This window comes from Actinomycetota bacterium, from assembly GCA_030776625.1.
GTDB lineage: Bacteria > Actinomycetota > CADDZG01 > CADDZG01 > WHSQ01 > MB1-2.
This window is the reverse complement of sequence record JALYHL010000003.1, coordinates 54,651-74,766: the sequence shown is the minus strand read 5'-3', so window position 1 is coordinate 74,766 and position 20,116 is coordinate 54,651. Positions and strand designations below refer to the sequence as shown.

General features: G+C 63.8%; 24 protein-coding genes. 13 read left to right on the top strand and 11 right to left on the bottom strand.

All coding sequences use genetic code 11. From position 1 onward, the window contains the following. Position 1 precedes the first annotated feature (1 nt). The gene (locus M3N53_06425; protein MDP9067964.1) at positions 2–388 is read right to left on the bottom strand and encodes a hypothetical protein; all 387 of its coding nucleotides are present in this window, start codon (positions 386–388) and stop codon (positions 2–4) included. 83 nt (positions 389–471) lie between these two features. Here M3N53_06425 and M3N53_06420 point away from each other — a divergent pair, with 83 nt between their 5' ends. Together M3N53_06420 and M3N53_06415 are read left to right on the top strand one after the other, a co-directional pair. Then, positions 472–777 (top strand): hypothetical protein, encoded by a 306-nt coding sequence (locus M3N53_06420; protein ID MDP9067963.1) that lies wholly within the window; start codon positions 472–474, stop codon positions 775–777. Next, entirely contained in the window at positions 774–938 is a 165-nt protein-coding gene (locus M3N53_06415; protein ID MDP9067962.1) for a hypothetical protein, read from the top strand. Before M3N53_06420 ends, M3N53_06415 begins: the two co-directional genes overlap by 4 nt. A gap of 97 nt (positions 939–1,035) precedes the next feature. On the opposite strand, the gene M3N53_06410 is transcribed toward M3N53_06415, so the two are convergent. Then, positions 1,036–2,169, bottom strand: coding sequence for a hypothetical protein (locus M3N53_06410; protein MDP9067961.1), 1,134 nt, complete (start codon positions 2,167–2,169; stop codon positions 1,036–1,038). A 153-nt stretch (positions 2,170–2,322) separates the two neighbouring features. On the opposite strand from M3N53_06410, the gene M3N53_06405 reads away from it, so the two are divergent. Further along, a complete protein-coding gene (locus tag M3N53_06405; GenBank protein MDP9067960.1) occupies positions 2,323–2,943 on the top strand; it encodes a hypothetical protein in 621 nt (206 codons plus the stop codon). Between the two features lie 34 nt (positions 2,944–2,977). Here M3N53_06405 and M3N53_06400 read toward each other — a convergent pair whose 3' ends face one another. Together M3N53_06400 and M3N53_06395 are read right to left on the bottom strand one after the other, a co-directional pair. Then, positions 2,978–3,892: a DUF6159 family protein gene (locus M3N53_06400; GenBank protein ID MDP9067959.1), complete on the bottom strand. Its 915-nt coding sequence runs from the start codon at positions 3,890–3,892 to the stop codon at positions 2,978–2,980. A gap of 43 nt (positions 3,893–3,935) precedes the next feature. Next, positions 3,936–5,117 carry a hypothetical protein gene (locus tag M3N53_06395; GenBank protein MDP9067958.1) on the bottom strand — a complete coding sequence of 394 codons (1,182 nt, stop codon included), beginning with the start codon at positions 5,115–5,117 and terminating at the stop codon, positions 3,936–3,938. A gap of 182 nt (positions 5,118–5,299) precedes the next feature. Between M3N53_06395 and M3N53_06390 the strand changes: the two genes are divergently transcribed. Beyond that, on the top strand, positions 5,300–5,689 hold the full coding sequence (locus M3N53_06390) for a hypothetical protein (protein ID MDP9067957.1): 390 nt from the start codon (positions 5,300–5,302) through the stop codon (positions 5,687–5,689). A gap of 58 nt (positions 5,690–5,747) precedes the next feature. On the opposite strand, the gene M3N53_06385 is transcribed toward M3N53_06390, so the two are convergent. Then, complete coding sequence (locus tag M3N53_06385; GenBank protein MDP9067956.1) at positions 5,748–7,400, bottom strand: hypothetical protein; 1,653 nt, start codon at positions 7,398–7,400, stop codon at positions 5,748–5,750. Positions 7,401–7,556: 156 nt separating this feature from the next. On the opposite strand from M3N53_06385, the gene M3N53_06380 reads away from it, so the two are divergent. Further along, on the top strand, positions 7,557–7,928 hold the full coding sequence (locus M3N53_06380) for a hypothetical protein (GenBank protein MDP9067955.1): 372 nt from the start codon (positions 7,557–7,559) through the stop codon (positions 7,926–7,928). Positions 7,929–7,962: 34 nt separating this feature from the next. On the opposite strand, the gene M3N53_06375 is transcribed toward M3N53_06380, so the two are convergent. From M3N53_06375 to M3N53_06365, 3 genes are all read right to left on the bottom strand, one after another. Next, the gene (locus tag M3N53_06375; GenBank protein MDP9067954.1) at positions 7,963–9,177 is read right to left on the bottom strand and encodes a hypothetical protein; all 1,215 of its coding nucleotides are present in this window, start codon (positions 9,175–9,177) and stop codon (positions 7,963–7,965) included. Further along, positions 9,170–9,628 carry a sigma-70 family RNA polymerase sigma factor gene (locus tag M3N53_06370; protein ID MDP9067953.1) on the bottom strand — a complete coding sequence of 153 codons (459 nt, stop codon included), beginning with the start codon at positions 9,626–9,628 and terminating at the stop codon, positions 9,170–9,172. The genes M3N53_06375 and M3N53_06370 overlap by 8 nt, the downstream gene beginning before the upstream one ends. A 788-nt stretch (positions 9,629–10,416) precedes the next feature. Next, the gene (locus M3N53_06365) at positions 10,417–10,932 is read right to left on the bottom strand and encodes a hypothetical protein (GenBank protein MDP9067952.1); all 516 of its coding nucleotides are present in this window, start codon (positions 10,930–10,932) and stop codon (positions 10,417–10,419) included. A 274-nt stretch (positions 10,933–11,206) separates the two neighbouring features. On the opposite strand from M3N53_06365, the gene M3N53_06360 reads away from it, so the two are divergent. The 5 genes from M3N53_06360 (at position 11,207) to M3N53_06340 (ending at position 15,630) form a co-directional block, all read left to right on the top strand. Then, positions 11,207–11,653 carry a hypothetical protein gene (locus tag M3N53_06360; GenBank protein ID MDP9067951.1) on the top strand — a complete coding sequence of 149 codons (447 nt, stop codon included), beginning with the start codon at positions 11,207–11,209 and terminating at the stop codon, positions 11,651–11,653. A 406-nt stretch (positions 11,654–12,059) separates the two neighbouring features. After that, the gene (locus tag M3N53_06355) at positions 12,060–12,833 is read left to right on the top strand and encodes a hypothetical protein (GenBank protein ID MDP9067950.1); all 774 of its coding nucleotides are present in this window, start codon (positions 12,060–12,062) and stop codon (positions 12,831–12,833) included. Positions 12,834–12,916: 83 nt separating this feature from the next. Then, complete coding sequence (locus M3N53_06350) at positions 12,917–13,699, top strand: META domain-containing protein (GenBank protein ID MDP9067949.1); 783 nt, start codon at positions 12,917–12,919, stop codon at positions 13,697–13,699. Positions 13,700–14,031: 332 nt separating this feature from the next. Beyond that, positions 14,032–14,637: a hypothetical protein gene (locus tag M3N53_06345; protein ID MDP9067948.1), complete on the top strand. Its 606-nt coding sequence runs from the start codon at positions 14,032–14,034 to the stop codon at positions 14,635–14,637. Positions 14,638–14,874: 237 nt separating this feature from the next. Then, positions 14,875–15,630, top strand: coding sequence for a hypothetical protein (locus M3N53_06340; protein MDP9067947.1), 756 nt, complete (start codon positions 14,875–14,877; stop codon positions 15,628–15,630). 508 nt (positions 15,631–16,138) lie between these two features. Here M3N53_06340 and M3N53_06335 read toward each other — a convergent pair. The 3 genes from M3N53_06335 to M3N53_06325 form a co-directional block, all read right to left on the bottom strand. Then, positions 16,139–16,405: a hypothetical protein gene (locus M3N53_06335; protein ID MDP9067946.1), complete on the bottom strand. Its 267-nt coding sequence runs from the start codon at positions 16,403–16,405 to the stop codon at positions 16,139–16,141. Beyond that, complete coding sequence (locus M3N53_06330) at positions 16,402–16,614, bottom strand: hypothetical protein (GenBank protein ID MDP9067945.1); 213 nt, start codon at positions 16,612–16,614, stop codon at positions 16,402–16,404. Before M3N53_06330 ends, M3N53_06335 begins: the two co-directional genes overlap by 4 nt. Positions 16,615–16,918: 304 nt before the next feature. Next, positions 16,919–17,728 carry an aminoglycoside phosphotransferase family protein gene (locus M3N53_06325; GenBank protein ID MDP9067944.1) on the bottom strand — a complete coding sequence of 270 codons (810 nt, stop codon included), beginning with the start codon at positions 17,726–17,728 and terminating at the stop codon, positions 16,919–16,921. A gap of 468 nt (positions 17,729–18,196) precedes the next feature. Here M3N53_06325 and M3N53_06320 point away from each other — a divergent pair, with 468 nt between their 5' ends. The 3 genes from M3N53_06320 to M3N53_06310 all read left to right on the top strand — a co-directional run bounded on the left by M3N53_06320 (position 18,197) and on the right by M3N53_06310 (position 20,075). Further along, positions 18,197–18,364, top strand: coding sequence for a hypothetical protein (locus M3N53_06320; protein ID MDP9067943.1), 168 nt, complete (start codon positions 18,197–18,199; stop codon positions 18,362–18,364). Next, positions 18,361–18,603, top strand: a complete 243-nt coding sequence (locus tag M3N53_06315) for a hypothetical protein (GenBank protein ID MDP9067942.1) — start codon at positions 18,361–18,363, stop codon at positions 18,601–18,603. The genes M3N53_06320 and M3N53_06315 overlap by 4 nt, the downstream gene beginning before the upstream one ends. 332 nt (positions 18,604–18,935) lie before the next feature. Further along, positions 18,936–20,075, top strand: coding sequence for a hypothetical protein (locus M3N53_06310; protein MDP9067941.1), 1,140 nt, complete (start codon positions 18,936–18,938; stop codon positions 20,073–20,075). The last annotated feature ends 41 nt before the right edge of the window (positions 20,076–20,116 follow it).

Sequence of the window (20,116 nt, the reverse complement as noted above, 5' to 3'; positions counted from 1 at the left end):
TCTACTTCGACTGCGCGTAGTCCCACTTCCGGTCGGTCGCCTCGTTGACCCAGTCGCGCGTCGGCCGCGACAACAGGATCGCCAGCTCCGCTGCGCCGAGAACGAGGCCTGCGCCCAACCAGACGAACGCCTGTGTGAGGCCTTGCCTCCACATCCACAGCACGGGCAGCCCGCCGATCACCGACAGCGTCGCGAGGGCAACGGCGATCACCCAGGGGAGCTTCGCGTGCTTCCACATCCCCCACCCGAGGACGAACATGACCATGACCCACACCAGAGACTGGACGGTGGGACCCGGCTTCGGCGCCAGCAGTGGGTCCATGAGTAGGAAGACGACCTGCAGCGCGAGCCAGAGCCGGAGCCAGAGCGGCACGGTTGTGAGGGTCATCTGCAGATAGTAGGAGCTGAGCTCACCGTCGTCGCGGCAACCGTGTTCTGCTAGAACGTGAGGACCAAAGGGGGGACGTGCGGATGGGCGAAGTTCAGCAGCTGAGAGACAGGCATGCCCGGACGAAGCCTGTGCTGCGGGAGATCGTCTTCGGCATCCTCGCCGCAGTCTCGGTGCCGTTCGTGATCACGGGTCTCTTCAGGATCCTTCCCTTCACCACCCCTACCTGGGTTCCTTTCGTGCTCATCGCAGTGGCCACCCTGGGACTGTGGCGTCTAAGGATCGTTCCGACGGCGGTGTTGATCGGTGTCGGCGCGGGCCTGGTGACGCACGCCGGGTTCCTGTTGTGGCTGTTCAGCATGTGGTCGGTTGATCCCGTCGGGCCGTGACGCTGATGGAGCTGGCGAAGTTCTACGCACACGCCAAGCGGAAAGAGTCGGGGGAGATCCAGCTAGCGCGCAAGTGGACATCAGCGGCTGATCCCGGTGCCGCCTTCCACATCTTCTGGGTGATCGACAGGCGAGGTGTGCGCTGCAAGAACAGCGCTTAGTACTGAGTTTGCCGTCAACTTGGCCTCCGCCTAGTCATGTTGACGCACGAGGATAGAACCTCCTACTCAGGTCGCTGTGCCCTCGAAGGAGAGTCCGTCACGGGGACGTGATGCGTACTGCGAACCGTCCGTCGTCGGTGCGAGACAGGATCGAAACCTTGATCCCGGTCTGTCGATGCTCGTATGTCTCGCCGGCTACCCACATCTCGCCCGACCAATCCGCGGAGCCGTCGCGGTAGGTCCTACCCACCAGGTAAGGGTGATCCCCCGTCGCCTGCGTTGCCCTGGGGTTCCATCGGTGGAGGATCACGGCCTCGCCCAGCGTGTGTTCGTCATAACCCGTCGGTGTGCGCGCTTCCACTGTGAGATAGCCGGGGATGTCTCCATGCAGGGGAACCTTTGCCATGAACAGCCCGTCCAGAGCCGGCTGGCTGAGTGGCTTCAGATAGAAGACCTTCTCCTGGCCGGGTCGGACAGTGACGACCTCCTCGTCGTGGATCCAGCCGAGGCGACGCTTCTGGAACGCGATGGGGTGCACGGGGATACAGGAGAACTCGGGCAGGTTCTGGTAGCCGCACTGGGTCCCGATGCTGCTCATCACGTCCCAGTAGGACGAGAACTCCTCGTGTGGCCCGCCGCCGGAGTGCTGGAGTCCGAGTCCGTGGCCCATCTCATGCGCCAGGATCCCTTGCGGCGCGGTGTTGTCAGTGGTCCAGGTGGTCGGCTCCGACATGATCGTGACGCCGTAGACCTTCGATCGGTCGTCGAGCTGGAATGGACGCCGGACACCCCACCCCCTATTGGTGAGCGCTCCACTGAACCAGAGGTTCACTCCCTCGTACAGGGGCATGTACAGGTTCGCTTCGGCCTTCTTCAAGCAGTCGCGAAGAGCTCGCTCCGGGACCTCCCACGGTTCATTCGCCGTGTAGTAGGCGCGGCCACGTGGAAGCTCGTACCACCCTCGAGGAGTTGGCGCAACGAAGTCGATGCGACCGTAGGAGACATCCTCCCAGTAGTGCTCGATGCCCGGAAACTCGTCCTTCATCAGGTCGGCGTAGTAGCTCTGATCGTGTGGCACGTCTCGGCTGTCGGCGAATCTGCACAGCACCGTGGCCCAGCGGATGACGGCGGGAGTCTGGAGGTCGACATCGCGCGCTAGAACCGGCGTGCTGAGGGTGAGGCTCGTGACCATCAACACGCTGAGCGCTAGGGAGATCAGTTTCCTGAGCATGACTCCAGATATCGGCATGTGGCTCAACGGCTTGACCAGAACCGTGCGTGGAGAAGCTCCCGGTGTCAGTTGGTCGACCAGCGTCCGCTCCTCACTACGACTGAGACGGTTGACTGTCTAGGAGCCTTGGTGCGGGCGTCGAACCATGACCGGGTGAAGAGGAAGCTGGCGCTATCGCTGCTCGCGATCCTGATGTCCCTGCCCGCGGTCGCAGAGGGTGGACCGGGCGCAGGGGCGTTCTTCTACGCCGACGCGAACTGGTTCTTCCCCACCTCCAACCCCAAGGTCCTCAGGTGGTATTTCGCTATCGTAATGGGTGACACGGGAGTCGGCCCAGAGGAATTCGCAAGCATCGGCGTGGGCAGATGCCGTGTGAAGACGAACGGCACCGGTACCTATCTCGGCTGTGTGGCTCCAGAGCTAGCGCGAGCCAAGAACAAAGACGTGTTCGATATGGACCCTGCGATGCAAACCGCGAGGCTCGATCTCGAAGGCAAAGATGGCGATTCATATTCCGTCGAATGGGCCGCCAAACCCGCCGCGTACGCATACAGGATGGAAGAGGTCTGCGACGAAGGCACGGCTCAGACGCTCTTCGTCGGTCGTCCTGCAACGGCAAAGGCTGCGCTAGGCGGGCGGGAGTTGAACGAGCCCGCGCCATGGGAGGGCTACGACTCGACCGAATTGGTCCGAGCAGCAGGAGTAGCGGCTTGTAACGTCGGAGCCGCCAGCGATCCAGACGGCAAGGTTCGGCGAACGTTCCAGATCGACTAGACGCGCTCCAGTTCCAGTCAGTCGGTGCGCTGTGTTAGGGCCCGCCTAGTTGCGTCCGCAGGAGGCGCAATCCGACGTAGACCACCACTAACGCGATCCAAACGATCCGCAGTGCCTTGCGGCCTGACGATGCTTGGCTGCGGTCCCGTTTGGATTCGAAGGCACCCTCCAGCTGGGAGCGTTCGAAAGGCGGGCTGACCTGAGCTTCGGCGGCGTAGCGATACAGCGCAGCATTGAAGACGCCACCTAAGGCTCCGCTGATCGTCATCAGGACCAACATCGACCCGACGATCACCGTGACACCAACGGCAAGGTTGAAGGGGATCAGGATGGCGCCCACCATCAGGATCGGGACCATCACGATCATGAGAGCGAGCACGAGCGAGGCGTGGCCGGTGACGCCTTCACCCCAGCGCTGCTTGATCAGCGAACCGCTGCGCTTCACCGCCTCGAGCGCGTTCGCGTTCTCGAACAGGATCACGGGGATGACGAGCATCGTCACCACCGTCCAGCTCGCGCCTACGACCATCGCCGCCAAGCGGCCGCCGATCTTCAGCTTCTCGACGATCAGCTGGATGATGATTCCGACGCCTGCGGCGAGAACGCTGAACAGCACGATCTGGGGGAAGCGCGCCAACGCGAGAGCGAACCCGTCCCGCACCGAGCCAGGTTGCCCCTGAAGCTTCTGCATCGCAACCGCAACCACGGTGGCCCCAGCGACCGAGCCCGGAAGCCCCGCCACGAACAAGATCGGGACCACCCACAGGAAAGCGGGGAACCTGAAGTCTTCTGTCACCGGGGCCCTACCAAAGGCGGCGAAGAACAGAGCGAAGAAGATCGCCACCTGCACCACGATGCCGAGCAAGATCAATCCCAGCAGAACCGGCTCGCCTCGCACCACGTGAGCGCTCTGGCGGATCAGACGGAACCCGCTCCTCATCCGCGTCATCTAAATCGCATACCCACGTTCCCCAGGTGCAGAACCAGGCGAATCACGTGACGCCCCCTGGCCTCACGGCACGTGCGTCGCCGGAGCTAAGCCGCGGCCGCTCCTCTGGGTGCGCCAGGTAATGCCGCATCGCATCGACCACGAGACGCGGGTCCGCGACGAACGTGTCAACGGGGTAGGCCATGTCCACACGTGAGATCGCCCTGTTCAACGGGAGCAGGAGCCGGGCGAACACATTCGCCTCTACCTGGCCTCTGTCGCCGACGAGCATCCCCAACATGTCGTTTCCATAGATGGATATGACACCGACGTCTTCGAGCGCGTCCCAGGGAACGAAGGTGACGTTGTGACCTTGATCCATCAGGACGCCGTCTTCCAACAACACGACCCGCGGCCGCGCGCGCCAGCGGAACACAGCCAAAGCACCGAGAGGGCCGAAGAACGCCAGCATCAGCCCGCCGACAACCCGCAGCAGCACCGGGCTGTAGCGGGTACCTTCCTCGCCGATCTCACCCGCGAACACCAGCATCAACCCACCTGCGATCGCGAAACCAAGTGATCCGATCGAGCGGACCCGTTGCCGTCGCTGATCGATGCGGAACACGAGCCCCCACTGCTCCGAACCTCGGTAGGAGCCCCGTGCCACCTCGACCCCCGGTCCCTCGTCTCCCTTGGGAAGGTAGACAGCAACGCCGCCGACTCCGAAGAACAGCAAGGTGATGAGCCCCCAGATGCGATCGGCTCCCTCGCCCGTGACCGCCATGATCGCTCCGAACACCGTGAAGAGCACGAAGCCCAGCGCGAGCCACGGTCCCCGTCGACCGATCGGTGTTTCCGACTCTTCCGTTGGTCCGGCGTCCTGCGCCGCAAAGGTCTCTGAGCGCGGAGCGGCGCGGTCGAGGTAGCGGCGCCGGATCCGCAAGGCGTGAAGGAAAGGAACCGGCCACGCGACGAACAACATGACCATCCCCCCGGCTTGCCGCCACGGCTCCGACAGCTCTTCCACGGAGGCAACAACCGTCGCGGCCCACGCAAGCACGAAGTAGACCAGCGCCCAGATCTTCCAGCGGTTGTGCTTCGCCTTGTGCCCAGCGTAGAAGAAGCCCGCGGAGGCGAGCCATCCGAACGGCACGAGCGTGAGCACGATCCACCACGACCGCTTCAGCTCGTCGCGACGAGACGGGCTTGGCTGCTGAAGCTCCGCCCGCTCGGTGGCGTCCACCATCCCGCCATCTTGCCCGCAAAGCGTTACTCCCCGCGCGTCCGAGCGGTCGTGGGAAAGGACGAGAAACGCAGCAAAGATGATGCGAGGCACCGAGGATTGCCGCCGATCGGTCGCTACCGGAACAGATGCCACCAGGTTCGGCGCGATACTCAGCTCCTGTCTTCCGGGGATAAGGAGGCGAGATGGACAACCTCTTCTGTCCGATGTGCCGGCTGCGCCAGCCGACCGAGCACGTCTACTGCGTAGCCTGTGGGGCGGAACTCCCCTCCTACCTGGTCGACGAAACCCCGCTCAAGGTGGCCAGGTTCTTCGCCGGCATCAAAGTCGGCGGCGGCGATCCAGAGAATGGATACCTGAGGGTCTCCTGCTACCGGAAGGACCACCGGATCGAATCGGAAGAGGGCTCGGTGAGGATGAGTGGGAACCATGTCCGCGTCAGCATGTGGGTGGAAAACGAAGCCCGCTGCGTGATGTCGCTACCGGAATCGGAAGCGCGGGAGATGGCGACCTTCGTCTTAGGTCAAGTCGGAGCACCGCCGGCCCCGACTCTCGAGATGCCGGCCGTCGGCTGATCGCGCGCCGAAGCCTGTGGCCGCGGCTGCCGGGCCTTGATGCAGTGAAGGAGACTGCTCAGGTTCTGCGAGTCAAGAACCACTGCCGCCCGTTGTAGATCGCGATCGGCAGGAGCACTAGGAACATCACCAAGTAGAAGCCCCACGATCCATCCGCTTGATGCTCGGGATCGAAAACGTTGGCGAGACCGCTCAGCGCGAAGAACGCGCTGATCAGAGCCCACCTCAGGTAGGTGCCGGAGTCCCAGCGAGCGGCTCTATGAGGAGGTGGATCAGCGCGCATCTCAACGGCGCGGTCGCCGAGTCGACGGTCTAGCTCGGCGACGATGCGCTTGCCGTTCCGCCAGTCGTTCGGGTGGATGCGGAGCATGAATCCGTCAGAGCCAAACAGAAGCCGCAACCCGTCGCTCCATCGGATGAGGCCTTCGCAGGCGTCGTAGGTGATGGAGACGAAGCGGCCGCGGTCCTGGATCAGCGTCACGCCCTTCTCCCCCTGGACCAAACGGTGGTGCGTAAGGGCCGTCTCGCTCCTGCGCGTCGGCTGGTAGGTCTTCCCGCGAACCTTCTTCTCGGACCACTCCGGGACGCGGTTGTAACCGCGTGGCATCTTGGAGCCGACCGGCAGCCCGGAGAGTGACTGTTCCTTGAACAGCTCGGCAGCGACACGCACATCTGCTGGCTGAACAGCGCGAGCCTCTTCGACCACATCCCGGTTCAGGTCCGACGGCTTCAGGAGGTACGACAGAGCTGTGGAGTCGAGGATGGCGGGAACAGCAGACGGCTCGTTCCACGCACGCTCCATGTCCGTCCGATAACGCTCGATCTCTGCGTCGGACGGACCAGTGGAGATGATGTGGTCCACGGTGGTTAGAACCGCGTCTCGAGCTTGATCGACGTTCTGCTTCAGCGTATCGGTCCACACCCCTTGCAGCGCTACTTCAGCGGCGAGAGGCAGGTAGACGGCACTTGTCTCGTAAGAGATCCCGCGTTCGTAACGAAGAGACGCTTGCAGCCGGTTCTCGAGGATGTTGCTGAGCGCGGATGCTGCAGTGGCCCTCGGGACGATCGACGCAATGGCCATGCCTCGCTCGCCTATCTCGTACCAAGCTGGCAGCTTCATCGGAACCGGCTCTATCACCGGAACCTCCACGCGCTGACCGCCAGCGGGGATCTGCAGCGAGAGTCCGTCGGGAGGAGGACCACTGATCCAGAGCACCGCGTTCTCGGCTCGAAAATAGCGTCGTGTCCACTGCGCGATGTCATCGATGGTGACGCTGTGAAGACCGAATTCTTCCTGGGCTGAGAGACCCGGGCCTCGAGGGCCGTAACGGATCGCCAGGGACCAATCCAGCGGTCCTGAAGTATGGCGGTCGGTCTCGGTCAGTAGAACCTGTCGTTCGTGCTCTAGTCGGTCCAGCGGAAGGTCAACGAGAGCCCCGGTCACCGCGTCGAGGAACCCGACGACCTCTTCCGCAGATCCCGTCACGAAGAAACTGGTTCGAAGGTGGTCGACGAGCCCGTTGTAGCCATAAGACTGCCGACCCAGGCGCTGCAATGCGAGGTGCTCGACCATATGGGTGATGCCGCGAGTGGGAATGGACTCGTCCGTCGTCCCCACTCGGAACATGAGCGCGGCGGCCAGCGGCCCGGGAGCTTCTGCCCAGAAGATCTCGACGTCGCCCAGCTTCTCTCGGTTGAGCTTCTCCCACACCCGGGGCACCCTACGTGTATCCAGGAAGCGCCGCTGAGGTGCTGCGGGTTGGAGCGGCGCGCCGCCTCGGCTGAATCGACGGCGACGTGTCATGTAGCTGAAGGGCCTCTACGCGCTCTTCCTTCTCTGCGGGCGTGGAGTCGCTACAGTGAACGCATGTGGAGATGGAGCCTCCCCCTGATCGGCGGCGTCTTGATCCTTGGGGTTGTGATCGGAGCGACGCCTGGCTCACTCCCCCTAGCTGAGACCAAAGAGGCAGCGCCGGCCATCGCGGAGGACAAATCGGCTCGACCACGGAGCTCCTTCGACAGCGGCGCGCACGGGCGGCTGTGGCGGGGGAAGCCGCCGCAGATATGCCTGGTGCGCGGCTGCCCCTCGCCAGAACCCACCTTCTGCGCGGTAGATGAACGCCGGGATGTCCGAACGAAGCTTGAGCTCAAGGTCAGCGATGACTGCGACCGTGACGCCGACATCCGCGACGCCGACCAAGGTACGGGTATCCGAACCGCGCGCACTACAGATCGGTGACGCCGTTCGAGCCGATGGACGGGCGCGAAGCTGCTCAGCGAGACACGCAATCGAACTCGTCCACGTAGTAGTTGTCGACACCGAAGAACCGCTTGCCTCCGAAGTCGATGAACACCGTTGCTCGATATGGGTAGTCCTTCAACTCACTGTCGCGCCAGAGTGGCTCCACTCGCCCCGAGCCTTCGAATACGACCTCCTGGTCCTCATCCAGCAAGGTCGCACTGCAGACCGCTGCCGTCGTGAAACCCTCCTCCCCGCGCCAAACGAGCTCTGCGGAAATACCGACGATGTCGCGGCCGACCGTCGTCTTCTCGGGCTCCGACGCCAACTCCCATCCGCGACCGGTGTACTGACGGCATGCAACCTCCACATCGACGACCTCACCGACAGGCACAGAGGCTCCCCCTCCGCGTATCCAACCGCCTCGTTCGAACTCTCGGTGGGGGGGTTCCTGATAGAACCTCGACGCGGGACCAACCGGCTCCCCGTTAGCGTCGACGAACTGCATCTCGCACATGCTGCCCGGCGCGGAAGTTGGAAAGGGACCGACCCAGATCGGCATCATCGAGTTGGTGTTGGAACGGCCTTGCCAGACACCCGTCGCAGCGAAGTCCCAGTGAGAAGGTTCTTCGAGCTGAGGCAACGCATATCCGATCACGCGACTCTTCTCTTCCTCGAGCATGTTGCCTTCCACCTCGACCACGTGCCACTGGCCATCCTCGAGTCGGACGGTTACCCATGTGTCGGTGACGGCGTTGCCATCCTCGGGGTCCTCTCCAGAGAGACCTGTGCAGGTGAAGACGTTGGCTTTGGGCGCGCAGTCGCTCGCGGCGAATCCCACCCGCCATCCATCTGCGGTTTCCGACGTGTCCTCTTCATAGGTCCAGTTGTAACTGCGGGCGCCGAAGGGATCCATGAGCCCGGTTGCAGCCAGGGCTCGGAAAGCGAAGATCTCGGCCTGGAACTGCTCGGGGATCTCCTCGACGACCTCCCCCTGCTGCGCTCCTTGAACATCGGGGCTCGAGGTCGCCCCCGCGACCGGAAGAGGGGCGCGCTCGCGGTCCTCCTGCAAAGCGTCCACGCCGACAGTGCCCACCGCGATCACCGTCACCACGGTGGCGGACATCACAGCACGCCGGAGCCGACGCACACGACCGCCGCGCCGCATCACCCAAGCGAGGTCGGGCTGTCGGTCACCCAGCTCGGCGTTCACCGCAGCTTCAAGTTCGGCACTCAGATCGTCACGCATGACCTACCTCCAATTCGCCGCGCAATGCGGCACGAGCCTTGAACAGATGAGCCTTGACCGCGCCTTCTGAGATGCCCATCACTTCGGCGACCGCGGCCAAAGGAGAGTCGATGAGGTAATGCAGCACCACCGCTTGGCGCTGCCGCTCCGGGAGTGCCCGCAAGGCGGAGAGCAGGTCCACGCGGTCGGCCGAGGGGCCGGCAGAGTCGGTGGTTGCCGCCATGCCGGATCGGCTACGGAAGTGACGACGGGTCAGGTTGATCGCGGTCTTGGTGACCCAGGCTTGCGGATAGGCCGAGTCTCGGACGCGCGGCCAGCGCGCATAGGCACGCGCGAAGGCCTCCTGCGTCGCCTCATGCGCGACATCGGCGTTGCCACAGAAAGCCCGTACGGCCGCGGACACCGTCCGAAAGCCCGCAGCGTAGAAGTCAGCGAAGTCGTCAGCTGCCATCCGTCCCGCCTGGGGTAGACCTCACGGAAGTAAGAGTCCCTCAACTCGCTGAGGGTTTACCTGAACCTGTGGCTCGCTCGGAGCTGTTGCCGTCAAGGGTCTGCGCAGCTCCGCTCGAGCCGCTCCGCCCGTCCGATCCGCTCCGCGGAGGTCGTCTTTGACCGGGCTCGTCGCTGCGGCGAAGGGTCTTATGGGAGCAGGGCCGCTCGCTGATGCAATGTGTTGATCCTCTGAGGCGTCCTTTCGGACATGAAGAGGTTGTTGGGGTGCTCCTTAACCCTGGTGCTGGTGCTGACCGCGCGCGGCCCAAGCGCAGCCCCAACCGCAAAGCATCCGACGGCATCGCCCACGAAACACCAGCTCACCCGGCCGCGGCTCTGGGTCTCCGCGAGGGACGGGTCCCGGTCTGTGACGGGGTACATCGAACCGAGTGGAACGGGCAGGTCGATCCGGTATGACGTCAAGATCGAGGGTCCTGTCGTCGTCTTCACGGTTGGGGAACGGGGGCCACGCGGGGATCTCGTCGGTCAGTCAGGGGCGCCACTCCATGGCGAGAGCTTGCGCACGGGTTACCTCGACGTGCCAGAGGGACCGGACGTCGTGTCTTTCCTCTCGAAAAGCCGCGCCTCTTTGAGCTCACTGTCGCCTTCAAGCGCGGCAGTCCCCTGTCAGCAAGTCTCAGTCGAGCTCCGAACAAACCCTAGTCCGGCCCCCGCGAAGAGCGGTGGCCATGGCGTCGCAGGTCGGGGCTGCTGCGTCATTGATCTTCCTGGTGGGGAGAGCAATGGTTAGCTGCCGCCGGGGCCTACTGACAGGAGCACCAGCAGCAAGAGAAAGAACGCGAACGCGAGCAGCATCCAGCGCTGTCGCAGCAGGGCTAAGACACTGCTAGAGGAGTCAGCCTCAGGGATGGCTCGAGACGTCGGCTCGTCCTCTGCCGGGGACACAACTTCACCGAGCACCTCACGGGCCCATTCCTCGTCTTTCAGATCGACGACGACCTGGTGGGAGTTGAAGTCGCTGGGGACGCCTGTGATCTCTGTCACTGCGGACTCCATCCGCCACGGTCCTAGCCCCGATGACCAGATACGAGCCTCGAGTCCGTCGGCTTCCAGCCGCGCTCGGACGAGCTCCGCATCCATGCGACGACCGCTGCGGAACACAACTCGTTGCTCGCGCAGTGTCGGTTGCAACTTCGGCTTCGCAACCAGCTCGGGAGGATCGTCGACCAGTGCCACCTGACAGTCGGCGCACTCGTCGGGGCCAGGAAGGTATTCGGCGCCGCAGTTGGGGCAGTACTTCATCGACTAGAGGCTGCTAGCGCCGCGCCGCGACGGCGCCTTGGGGTCCTCCACCTCGCCGACATACAGCAATGATGCACCCGTACGGCAACTCCCCCGGAGGCTCGGAACCCAGACCCAGCACCACAGCCGCGATCCTGCCGCCACTCCTCGGGCGGGAGCCACCGCAAGAGCGCGGAAGGTGCGCCCCGTGCGCGGGCAGGAAGACGCGGCGATACTGAGATGTGTGAAGTCGGCATCGACCAGAGACCCAACCGGCCAAACCTGGAGGGTAGAGGTGCGCTGGCTGCCCTGGGCGCCCCGCTGGCGTGGGCCGCAGCGGAAGAGGGAGGCCGGCGAAACCCGCTGGTCCGACTGGCTGGACATCGGCGAGCCCTTCGCCTGGTTCGACGACGGGCTAGGCGGTTTCGTGACCGCGATCGTGTTGCTGGTCCTGCTCGTTATCGCTGCGCTGTTCATCCTCCCGGTATTCGTGTTCATCGTCGAGCTCGTCATCGTGGCCCTCGTCGTCGCGGTCGGAATCGCTCTGCGAGTGGTCTTCCGACGACCGTGGTTGGTCGATGCCTATGTGGTGGAAAATCCGCCCACACACTTCACGTGGAAGGTCGTGGGTGTGGCGCGCGCCAAGGACGCCGTAGATCTGGTCGCGCAGCAACTCGCGGCGGGCGTCCAGGTGCCGCAGGTACCCGGCGCACAGGTGGCGAGGCAGCCGAGCGCCACCTAGCCGGCGCCCCGAACATGCTCCATCCACGGAGCGCCTACACCTACGCCTGTCGCCGTGCCTCATCCGCCCCCTCCCCCAGCCGCCGGTCTCTCTCACACAGCAGTGGCCGGCCCGCCCGCAAGCGCGCTCCACTTTCTGCTGGATCTCGACCGTGGTCGGGTCTCAAAACGGCGGTCTGGAAGAAGAAAAGGCCCGCAGCTCCCCCTCGCCCTGCTCTTGAACCAGGTCTCGCCCGTGCTGCTGCGCTCGCGCGGCGCCGGCGGCTTCATCGGCTCCGCCCGCGGGTGCGTCCTGCGCGCCGACGCTCATCGCTGCGTGCGGGGCCGGGGCTTCCTCCCTTCCGGCTACTCCAGATGCCGCACGGTGCCGCGGATGGTCAGGAGCTGATCGCCTACACCCCTTCGCGATGGCGGCCTCGCTGGTGCATCGCAGAGCCTGGTTCGAGCGTCTCTTCCACATGAACCTGCTCTTCAGGGGGTTGCTCGCGTCCGCAGTCATGGTGGCGGCCGGATGTGATGCACCCGTAGCGAACCCGGCAGAACCCGCCCCGTCAGCTGTTCGAGCCGCCGGTCATCCGCCCGGGCCTGCTGAGAGACTCGGCGTAGGTGGTTACACCGTCACGCTCAACGGGACAAGGAGCGGCGAACCGTTCGACATCGTCGTGCTGACCACGGATATCGAGGTGAAGAACAACCTCGAAGACGAGGTCGTGCCGGTCTGCGTCCTGACCTTTGGCAGCCAGACGGCACTGATTGACACCAACGGAAGTTCCCTCGAACCCGGAGAAAGGACGCGGCTCAGCGGCCAAAGCGCGTTCCCCCGGCCGCTGGACGACTACGAGTCTGGCGACGCGTTCTGCTACGACCGATTGCCCCAGGAGATCGAGCGCGAGCTGGTGCGCGAGCGCCGTCTGCTCGAGATGGGCCGGCGGACGAGGGTCCCAGACCTAGTGGGGAGACCCCTAGACGCCTTGCTTCCGAGCTTCCGCCGGGGCCTCGACGTTGCGATCGCAAGCGAGGAAACGCCGTGCAGCAAGACCGAACTCATGGAGATCGCCTACTCATATCCGGCTTTCGAGCGACGTTGCCGAGCACCCGTCGTGGTCGCTCAGGATGCAGAACCCGGCCTCGGGGCGGAGGTGGGAGACGTCATCGCCATCACCGTTGGAACGATGCGTTAGTCGCTCCACTCCATCATCCATGGCCCCGATAGAGGAACTGCCGGAGGTCAGCAACATCTCTGCGTCCGGTAGCGTCAAGCCACATGGCTCGACGGTTGCTGGTTCTTATCGCTCCTCTCTTCCTCCTCGGCGCAGGTTGTGGCGCGGCGCCTGGCTTGAGCGCCGCCTCCAGCGATCTCGAAGGTGAATGGCACCTCGCGTCGGGTAAGGGACCCGAGGGTGACATACGGGTGGCGTCTCCGGATGAGATCACGCTGGAGGTCGTGGGCGAGCGGATGTCCGGCACAGCCGCATGCAACTCCTACGACGGGCGGTTGCAGGTGCGGGGCTCCGATGTCCAGGCTCAGGTCGGCGCGATGACCGAGATGGCTTGCTCGCGGCGGCTGATGAGGAACGAAGACAGATTCGTCACTGCCCTAGACGCGGTCACATCCTTCCGACGGTCATCCGGCACGCTCACGTTCGTAGGTCGGGAGACGGAGCTGATCTTCGAGAGGACTCCTGCCACCCCCACCGCTCGACTCACCAACACCGACTGGAGGCTCGAGGGCTTGCTTCAGGGCTCAGGCATGGAGGGAACCATGAGCAGTCCGCAACCTGCTCGGATCAGGTTCGCCGACGATGGGACCTTCGAGGGCACGACCGGGTGCCGCGACATCTCCGGACGATGGGAAGACACAGGAGACGGCGTAGCGACGAGCGAGATCGAGCTCGGCCCGGGACGTTGTAGAGGCCTCAAAGCCGAGCAGGATGAGCACCTGGTCTCGGTGCTGGAAGCCGGCTTCACGGTCGAGATAGAAGAGAACACGATGGCGCTCTCGTGGGACGAAGGCCAGCGGGGCCTCTACTACGTAGTCAGGGACTGATGATCGCGGATGGCCTATATATAAGGTGCGAATCCCCTGCTCGAAGAGGTTCTAAGAACGCGAGAACCTGCTGATCGGGTCTTGTGGAGCGCAAGGGTTTCTTCGTACGCTGCGGGTGCACCGCTGAACTGGAAGCCCGGCTTGCCGGGACGAAGGCTCGGCGGTGCATCTTTCTTTGCGGCCCCCGAGCGACGCGATCAGCCGCCCACATCAATGCGGGTCGTCCTGAGCCGCCGCCCTCTGGGTTGGATCGCGCCGACCGGATGCAGCGTCCGATGCATCCCGGACGTCACGTAGTGAAGGACTAGCCGACAGAGGGAGAAGCTCCACCCATGAAGCGCGTCGCGATGACTAGCCTGGCACTCGCCCTGCTGGCCTCCGCTCTGCTACCCGCCCCGTCGCAAGTCGCCGCAAGGAAACTCATCCACCCCGACCCCGACGACACGTCCGGGACGCTGGACATCGAGTACATGCGCTGGAGGGTGAAGCCCACACCGGCCGGGAACCTCTTCGTTCACACCGTGCGTACCTACGAAAGCTTCGATCCCAATGAGTTCTACCTGGAGATGGGTTTCGGCGAGGAGGACCCAGACTTCAGCGACTGCTACCCAGGTCGCTGCTCAGGTCTGTGGGAGGGGGAGATCTACTGGGACGATGAGGAAGGCCTGGTCGGTTACCTGATCGAGATCATGGTCGACTGCGGAGACTGCGTGGGCATCGACATAGACGTCCGTCAGGTAGACGAGCGAACGATCGCTTTCTCGATCCCGGAACATCTCTTCTATCCCGACAGCCGGCGCTACGAGGGAAGCTTCCGGACCTACTGGAGAGATCCCTTGTGGCTTGATCTCAACATCGATTGCCGTGTCCGATATTGCGTGGACACGCTGCCAGACAGCGGAGACCTGAGCTTCCCCATCGTCCGTAGGGCTGCGTGACACGCCTGCTAGAGCGCACGCTGTCCGCTGAAGAGGGAACGAAGTGTGACTCGACGTAAGTGGCGACGGAGGATCGTCGTTCTACCTCTACTGCTGGGATGCGCGACGGCGCCTGTCGAACAAGGAATTGTCAGCGGACGACGCTCGGTTTCAGAAACCGAGCCGCGAGTTGTAGCGCCTGCTCCCGAAGACCTCATATTCGCCCAGGAGGATCGCGACAACAGTGACTCTGACATCGTGTCGATGCAGTCAGACGGAAGTGGACGGTCACCGCTGACCGGGGGCAGCCTCTCGGACGCTGGGCCGGCGCTATCACCCGACCGCAGAAAGCTCTTGTTCACCAAGACCAGCGGAGCGACATTCGACGGTGACGTCTACAAGATGAACGTCGATGGCACCATCGTGGTGCGATTGACCCGGAGCAGATCGGGAGCCGGGGGAGGCGACTGGGCACCTGGCATGAAGAGGCTGGTCTTCCTCAAGTTGTTCGAGGGTGGGGACACTGCAGGTATCGACATCGACCTCTACATCATGAAGGCGAACGGCGACGACAAACGGCGTTTAACCCGCAACAACGTAGTTGACTATCAACCCGTATGGGGACCCGACGGCCGCATAGTTTTCTCTCGTGCACGAAGAAACGGTACGTACGACCTGATGTCGATCAGACCCGACGGGAGCGGCCTCCGGCGGCTGACCGACACAGGGGCTGACGAATACGGCGCAGACATCTCTCCCGACGGTGAACGGATCGTCTTCGTGCGTCGGGCGTGGGAGGGGACGACCGAGCGGATCATGGTGATGAACTCCGATGGAACAGAGGAAACGACTTTGCTCACCTCGGAGTTCGGGTTCTCGTCGCCGAGATGGTCAGCGGACGGCGACGAGATCGTCTTCATCGGAGGCTTCCAGATCTATCGCATGAACGCCGATGGGTCGGGCCTCGTTCAGGTGACCAACGGTTCGGCTGAGTACTTCTCACTCGACTGGTAATCCTCTAGTCGCGACCACCGCATGCGGACCAACACCTCGGTCCAGTGGGCACAGGTGCGACAGAGCCAGAAGGCCCTGACCTTCGTCTTCTTGCGGAAGCCGAGGGCATCGGAACCATCGCGTGAACTGCAGCCGTGCACTTCGGCGTGAGGCTCTTGGTCCAGATCGCGTCGACGTAGCATCAGTTAGGGAGGTGAAGCTTCGCTGCTTCGCCGAAGGAAGGATGCGCGTTGGGACACTGGCGTCGGGCGGCGACGATCCTGTTCGTCGTCTTGCTGCTGGTCGCGGGCTCTTTCTACTATGTCTCGTCGTGGCGTCTGAGCTGCGACGCCTGGCAGGTCAAAGCCCACGCGCGCCTTGCCCAGGTAGACACGTTGGGCCCAAATGCCGAGCGGGCCCGACAGGAGGCGTTACGCGGACTGGACCCTGAGCGACCCTGGGGCTGTTCTTTCTAACTCGCCCGCCGTCGAGGCGATGTTGCTAAAGCCCATGCTGAGGCGGGGTCGGGCTACACCTCGGTCCAGTGCGCGCAGGTGCGACAGAGCCAGAAGGCGCGCATGCTCTTCTTCTTGCGGAAGCCCAGCGCGTCGAAGCCGCCGCGGGAGCCGCAGTTGCTGCACTCGACCAACGGGGTCTTAGCCCACCTCGCATCGACCACGTGGATCTCCTTCTCATAACCGGCTTTGGTCAGCCGTGCGATCAGCTTCTCGAGAGGCTGGGCCCCGGGACAGGTCATGTCGTTGCCGCGACTGCAGCGGCACAGGTGGGTCCTCACTCCCCCACCTCCACGGTCTTGATCCGGCGCGCGCCCACGGCTTCGTGGAGCCGAGCCACGACGTCTGCTTCGTCTTCGGTCTCGGCTGCAGAGATGAGCCCGCAGCTTTCGCACTCGAGCTCGTAGCGGCGCTCGTAACCCGCGGCCTCACCGGCGGGTACCAGATCGTGACCCGGTGCTTCGGGGGCTCGGGGTCCGGGTCGTCCCACTCGAAGAGATCCAGCGAAGCCCACTCTGGGACGGAGAAGAGAGCTCGTAGCCGATGGTTTCTTCCACGTCTGCCTCCTGTTGGTCGACGGCTTTCGCCGTCCGGAGGAGCGCCGGCCATCAGTGGAGGGGTCAAGGGAACCGGCGGAGCCGGCGGGAGCATTAAGGAGCAAAGCGGTAAGCGGACCGCCTTGACGCCGGAGCGGCCGGTGCTAGGTGAAAGTCAGGGCCGTCGACGGGAGGCTGTGGAAGGTCGCCTACGGTCGGACCCTGAGTAGACGGTGCTCGACGTGCGAAGGTCAGTGGTCAGGCCAGCAGTGCAGCTTCGATGCTTTCACGCTCTTGGAACAGCCACTGCTCTGTCCTCGGAATTCGCTCCTTGACCCCCTCGTCCCACCAACGTTTGAACACGGGATCCACTGCAGCGGCGGCGCGCATCGTGAAGTAGCTGTTGCGAGTGCGCCTGACGGCCATAGCCACGATCTCTTCCCGTTGACGCTTGTCCATCCCATAAGCATCGGCGAAGCACCGCACCCGAGGGGCCGCATCGACTTCCCTCAGCGAGGGAGCGCGATCGAGCGGATCCATGAGGGGCGCCCACCAATAGAGAGCGTTGACACAATCCGCGACACGAGTCGTCGGCCGGGCCAGATCGAAGTCGATGAGAGCGATCGGCCGTGCGTCGCGGAAGACGACGTTGCCCGGGCAGTAGTCCTGATGCGATACGAGGTCGGGTCGCTCGAACAACGGCGTCAGTGCCGCTTCAGATTCCCCGGGGAGGCTGCCCCAGACCGCGCCCGCTGGCGGTTCCCACCCGTCAGAAGCGTCATGCAGTCGGCGGATTAGGCCGGCGAGGGCAACCAAAACTTCGTCGCTCGTCGCCCAGTCGGGAAGGGGTTCGACGGGGACTTCGCCAGCCATGAAGCTCAGCACTTCCCGCCCCTGTTCGTCGTAGCCCAGAGGTTCGGGCACGAAGTCGATCCCTCGGCTCCTAACGTGTCGGAGGTACGCCTGGACGGACGGCGTGAAGCGGCGAGCGGGCCGGCGGACCGTTTGGCCCACGCGTACGACGTGGGTAAGTCCAGATCCGCCGAGCACTTCCTCTGAATCCGCCACTGCCACACCCTAGTGGCGCCCAGGCGCTGAGCGACGAACGTGATCTATGCGCCTCATGTCGAACGGTAGCGGGTCAGCTCTCACGCCACCTCCTTCCGCGCGACGCACCTGACCATGGTCGACAGGACTCCCGATGAAGTCCCAGGAGTAAGCGAACCGATCTATGCTTCGGACGTGATCGAATTCCTCGGATTCGTCGCCATCTTTGTCCTTTTTCTTCTGACTGCGTTGATCGTCAACCGTAGGTTGATTCGACGGGACCAGAGACCGTTTAGCGACATCCTTCGCGACTGGCGCGCTGGCACCGGCCCTCCTTCCGCCTGAGTTCGCGGCCGAGGAGGACCGAACCAGGCGGTTCCGTCTCTCCGTCACTCGACCCTGTCACGACTCGGTCGATGTACTGCCGCTGGTCGACCAGGGCTCCGAGAAGTCCCGGTAGTCGATGCCTCATCTCTGTATTCTTCCGAGATGGCGTTGGATGGCGGGCATCTCGACACTGCGAGCGTGCGCGATGTGGAGCTCATCTACATCCTGGCGTTCGTTGTGTTCTTCCCCTTCAGCCTCGTTTATGTCGCGGCTCGCTGGGTGATCCGTCGGCAGAAGGAACTGGCTCGAGAAACTCGTCACGTCAGGTGAGGCTGCTCACGCGCGCAGCGGCAACGGCCGCCGCCGCAGTCGTGGGGCTGTATCTCTCCATCCAAGTGCAGTGGGTGCTCATCGACACGTTTGCGTCCGACCGGTCTTGCAACGACGTCGTGTCGGCCGTCTGCGTACAACCCGAACCGGTCCCCCTGTTCTCGCTGGCGGGTGCAGCGGTAGCCGCAGGGATCGCTCTTCTGCTCATGCCCACCCGACGAAGAACTGACAAGGCGTGAGAACGCGCATCTAGGCAAAGCGGTCGCGTCTGTTCGAGACCGGCGATGGTCGCTGCACCCTCGTCCGTCTAGCGGCGCGGTGAGAAGGGCTCAACGATGCCCACTGGCACGAGCACGCCCTAAAGACCGACGAGGATTTGGCTATCGCCAAACTGCAGATCGAGCAGGCAACGGGGGTCTAGGACCGCACCCCGCTCGAGCACCGCCTACCCGGCGGCCGCCGGCCTTAGACACGGCGGTTCTCCAGTCAAGGGAGGCAGGATACTCACCTCGCTCGTCTAACAGAGGGAAAGAGCGGCGCGAGCCGGCAGAGCGACCGGAGTGGAGTGGGCGTGAGCATCGTGCGATTCGCCTGTGGCGGCATCGTTACGCTCGTCCTGACTTCCTCGATGATCACTTCTGCTGGCGCGGCCGGCATCCCGAGGTGCCACGGCTTCATCCCCACCATCATCGGCACGGACCACGACGACGAGCTCCGGGGAACCCATGGGAGGGACGTCATCGTCGGGTTAGGCGGCAGGGATGAAATCCGTGGACGCGGCGGCGATGACGTCATCTGCTTGGGTTCCGGCGAGGCTGGGCGGCTGGACTCCGGCTACGGTGGCATGGAGGCCGGGCTGGGCGGAACCGGTCGTGACCAACTCTATGGTGGAGCGGGACCCGACAGTCTCAGTGGTGGCACGGGGGCGGACGTGCTGGTCGGGGGCGGCGACAGCGACGTGCTGGGAGGAATGAGCGGCGCCGACATACTTCGCGGTGGTGGCGAAAGAGATGAGCTGCGAGGTGGCCTGGGCCGCGATTCCTTGACCGGGAACGGAGGCCCCGACAGCCTTGATGGCTCCGAGGGTGCAGATCGGTTGGTAGGCGGTTTAGGAACAGATTTTGCTGTCTATTCGTTCAGTCCCCGGCCGGTGGTAGTTGATTTGGCGGCAGGCGACGCCAGCGGCAACGGCTGGGACCGACTCCGACAGGTCGAGAATGTGATTGGTTCGGACCACGACGACGTCCTCAGGGGAAACAATTACGACAATCTCCTTAAGGCAGCCGGTGGAGATGACCGCTTGGAAGGTGGAAGCGGAAACGATTGTCTGGATGCAGGTCTAGGTGCAAATGAGGTCTTGGGCGGTGAAGGCTTCGACTACTTCGCGGCTGATTCCTGCCAGTTCGATGTCGGTGGTGGTACGGCTTTCCCACTTTCCGGAATCACTGTGGACCTTCAACAGGGCACGGCCAAAAGGGGAGACCAGGAGACTCAGCTCGATGACATTGAAGGGGTTTACGGCACGATCGTGGACGATGTCCTGATAGGCGACGGCGGCGAGAACGCGCTGTACGGCTACGACGGCAACGACGATATACGTGGAGCCGCGGGAGACGACTCCCTATTCGGTGGAGCGCAGTCCGACGCTCTCAATGGTGGAGAAGGCACCGACCTCTGCATCGAGGGAGAAGTGACGGTTCTCTGCGAGTGATCCAAGCCGCGTCTTCGCGGGCAAGGTCGTCCGCGCAGCTG

Bases quoted from the DNA above. Each gene is read 5' to 3' on its own strand.
- M3N53_06345 (MDP9067948.1), top strand. From the start codon at position 14,032: ATGAAGCGCGTCGCGATGACTAGCCTGGCACTCGCCCTGCTGGCCTCC.
- M3N53_06420 (MDP9067963.1), top strand. From the start codon at position 472: ATGGGCGAAGTTCAGCAGCTGAGAGACAGGCATGCCCGGACGAAGCCT.
- M3N53_06425 (MDP9067964.1), bottom strand. From the start codon at position 388: ATGACCCTCACAACCGTGCCGCTCTGGCTCCGGCTCTGGCTCGCGCTG.
- M3N53_06375 (MDP9067954.1), bottom strand. From the start codon at position 9,177: ATGCGTGACGATCTGAGTGCCGAACTTGAAGCTGCGGTGAACGCCGAG.
- M3N53_06410 (MDP9067961.1), bottom strand. From the start codon at position 2,169: ATGCTCAGGAAACTGATCTCCCTAGCGCTCAGCGTGTTGATGGTCACG.
- M3N53_06320 (MDP9067943.1), top strand. From the start codon at position 18,197: ATGGCGTTGGATGGCGGGCATCTCGACACTGCGAGCGTGCGCGATGTG.
- M3N53_06395 (MDP9067958.1), bottom strand. From the start codon at position 5,117: ATGGTGGACGCCACCGAGCGGGCGGAGCTTCAGCAGCCAAGCCCGTCT.
- M3N53_06390 (MDP9067957.1), top strand. From the start codon at position 5,300: ATGGACAACCTCTTCTGTCCGATGTGCCGGCTGCGCCAGCCGACCGAG.
- M3N53_06380 (MDP9067955.1), top strand. From the start codon at position 7,557: ATGTGGAGATGGAGCCTCCCCCTGATCGGCGGCGTCTTGATCCTTGGG.
- M3N53_06400 (MDP9067959.1), bottom strand. From the start codon at position 3,892: ATGACGCGGATGAGGAGCGGGTTCCGTCTGATCCGCCAGAGCGCTCAC.
- M3N53_06350 (MDP9067949.1), top strand. From the start codon at position 12,917: ATGGCTCGACGGTTGCTGGTTCTTATCGCTCCTCTCTTCCTCCTCGGC.
- M3N53_06365 (MDP9067952.1), bottom strand. From the start codon at position 10,932: ATGAAGTACTGCCCCAACTGCGGCGCCGAATACCTTCCTGGCCCCGAC.
- M3N53_06370 (MDP9067953.1), bottom strand. From the start codon at position 9,628: ATGGCAGCTGACGACTTCGCTGACTTCTACGCTGCGGGCTTTCGGACG.
- M3N53_06355 (MDP9067950.1), top strand. From the start codon at position 12,060: ATGGCGGCCTCGCTGGTGCATCGCAGAGCCTGGTTCGAGCGTCTCTTC.